Here is a 3,216-nt window from a genome sequence, read left to right on the forward strand (position 1 = left end):
AAAGCTGCAAAGCTGCGAGATACTTTTACACTTTCTGTAACATATGGATTAAAAACAGAGAGTAAGTCAAAGAAATGTCCAGAATTATATACTTTGATTCCATCCCAGAGGACAAGGTTTTGATCAGAATTACTACCACGTATAAAAAGCTCAGAGGCCTTTTCTGTCGTGCTTTCTATTCCAGGGAGAAACTGTACTGATTTTAGGATATCTGGTTCTATCAAACGAGGTAGCAAGCTTAGTTTACTAGGGTTAAATAAAACTGCGCCACTTGATCTTTCTTTAGAAAAGCCTTTTGTTATATATTCCTGAATTACGACTTCTTCCAACTCCTGATTCTGCTGATTTAGATACATTTTTTTGCATTGCTCAGCGGATAATTCACTAATAGATTGTTCTATAGTATAATATCCCAAAAAACTAATAGTGATGCTATCTTCTTCCTTGTTTTTGAGTGGCAAATAAAAATATCCTTGATCATCACTAACTGTGATAGATCCATTTGACCTTTTTTTTATGCTTGCACCTTTTAATGGCTCACCTGTTTCACTATTAATTAATTGTCCGCATATGTGGGTTGCGTTTTCTGTATTTTCTCGTATGATGTAATATCTGTTGTTTATTTTTTCAAAAAATAGTGTCGTCTGAGCTTGTATTTTCTGCAAGATTTCTTGTAGAGCTAATGCCCCTGCAATTTTTATACTTTTACCTTTTATTATTTTGGTATTAAACGAGAATTTAACTTTGTAGATATCTTCAAGAGAATTCAAAACCGTGTCCAAAGATGTATCCTGATACGCTGCGATGGGTTTTTCTTGCGCGCATATTTTAGAATTCCAAAAAATGATTATAAACAAGATACCGATAACTTTATTAATCCTCATAGAACGTACCTATTTTGAAAAAAGACATTTGTACAGTTAATCTTTGTCTTGACTCCAAATATGTGAGAATTCAATACAGAACATACCTATAAAGCTTCAGTTATATCAAATAATTATCATCTGTAATTTGATCAATAATCTTATGGTATTAAATATTTCTTTTAAAAATTATAGTTTTTTTGCTCTGTAAAGTTGGTTTCAAGAATATAATTTTCACACAATTCACTACTCATTAAACAGTTTAAGAAGGTAAAACCCTAAAAAATAATGGGATTAATTTTTGAGTAATCCCTTGAATTTCATCTTGTTTTTGAAATTCAAATGAGCGTATAGAATTTATAAGGTGTAATTCAAGGGGGAAAAAGTTATCAAACCTGCTAAAGCATAATTAGAAACAGTATCAAAGAATACATCGCTGAGGAGTTATTAAAAAAAAATAATTTTACCTGTCAAAGGGTTTTATCCAAATACTTAAAAATGAACTCATCTCGACTTTTTTTTATTCTTTTTCTCAGAAATCAAACCTAAGAGATATATTTGGTGTAAAACCTAATGATGTTACATCAAATTCAACTTTTTCTCCGTCTCGATCAGAAATAGTACCTCTTCTATCCAATACATTTTTTTTGTCATATACATTAATAATAGAAAGTGCGGCTTTTCCTCTCCATTTACTATCCTTTGCAAGGGTAAACCTATAAGAAGCAGAGAAATCCATCCGATGATATGGATCCAGGCGTTTGCTGTTAACATCTCCAAATATCAAAAGATTGGGGGCATTAGAAGTTTGATCTGTTATTTCTTCCAGAGGAGAGTAGGGTTTTCCAGTTCTGATATTCCATCCTAATGAAAATTCAAAATTTCCTAAAAGATATGAATGAATCCAGGAAATATTATGAGTAATATCCAGAGAACCTGGAAAAGGTTGTTTTTCTTTAAAATCATCAAAACGAAATGTTTGATCGATATAAGAATATGATAACCACGTATTGTAACGACCAATCCTTTTTTTTATCAATAGGTCAATACCAAAAGTATCAGAGCTTCCAAAACCTATAATATTGTTGTCACCAACGGCATTTGATACATCATCAATACCATATTTTTTTTTATAATATCCTTCAAACTCAATAAGCCAGTTTTTCTGATTCCAGGAAAAACTTGTGCTAATCTGATCACTTTTCAGAATAGGATCAAAGCGTTCAGGTGATCTTAATCTCCATAGCCTGAAATCTACTAAAAAAAGTTGAGGAGGAGCACTAAAAATTTGATCGATGACCTGATGTTTTCGTTCTGCAAAAACACTGGTAGTTATGTTCTTATTGATAAGAAATGTAAGACCCATTCTGGGTTCAAAATAAAATCGATTGTATGCAGAAAAATAATTTGCCTTTCCTCCTAAGCTTAAAGATATGGTATTAGATATTTTAAAAAGATCTTCGAGATAAGGTGCGTGTATAATATTCTTACTTTTAACACTGGAGGAGTCATTTTCATCTTCTGGGATAAAAGGAATAAAAGAATAAAAATTATTTTGTAGTGTTGTTTCAGAAAAATTATATCCTAAGGTGAGTGTATGTTTTTTATGCAGTTGCCAATCCAGATGTATCGAAGTTCCAAAATCTCTTAATTGATCTTTCAGCTCTAATTTTGTGCCAAGTTCAAGGGCTACACCATTATTACTAAAACTTGAATTTACATATTCTTGTGTTACATCAGTATAATACCCGGAAGCGGTTATTGACAAATTTGCTCCCCAGTTTTTTGTCCAATTGATACCTAATCCAATATTTTGGTTCTCCAATTTATCAGTATCAGTGCGTAGAATAGAATCATCAAAATCCAGATAAAACTTATTGTCTGATTCATCTTGATGCCAAAATCCACTTATGGTCAGTTTACTGGAAGCACTTAAATCTGTGATTATTTTTGTTGTATAATCCTGATATTGTATATTGTTATTTTCAGTAATGGCTGTATCTGTTTCAAATAGCCCTTCTGCTGTAAAACCCGAAAATCGATTACCAAATACTCTTTTTGAATACATTTCTTCGGTTGGCGTGTTAAGGATATCAATATGCGATCTTCTACCAGAAAGGATCAAGCCTGTTTTTCTGCCCAGAGGCACCTCTGTATATACATCCACATGTGTGAGGTTGCTACCAATACCGATACCGATATCTCTGGGAATGCTATTTTTTGATATGATATCAATCACTCCCCCAACTCTGCTATCATATTGTAAAGCTGCAAAGCTGCGAGATACTTTTACACTTTCTGTAACATATGGATTAAAAACAGAGAGTAAGTCAAAGAAATGTCCAGAATTATA

The 3,216-nt window shown here is 32.3% G+C and carries 2 protein-coding genes; both read right to left on the minus strand.

All coding sequences use genetic code 11. The features are described from left to right. Positions 1–884: carboxypeptidase-like regulatory domain-containing protein (locus F0000_RS26800; protein ID WP_149627769.1), on the minus strand; the 884-nt coding region annotated here is incomplete at its 3' end. A 511-nt stretch (positions 885–1,395) separates the two neighbouring features. Further along, positions 1,396–3,216: TonB-dependent siderophore receptor (locus tag F0000_RS28015; RefSeq protein ID WP_188112309.1), on the minus strand; the 1,821-nt coding region annotated here is incomplete at its 5' end.

Origin of the sequence: Aquimarina sp. RZ0, from assembly GCF_008370685.1 — a bacterium.
GTDB lineage: Bacteria > Bacteroidota > Bacteroidia > Flavobacteriales > Flavobacteriaceae > Aquimarina.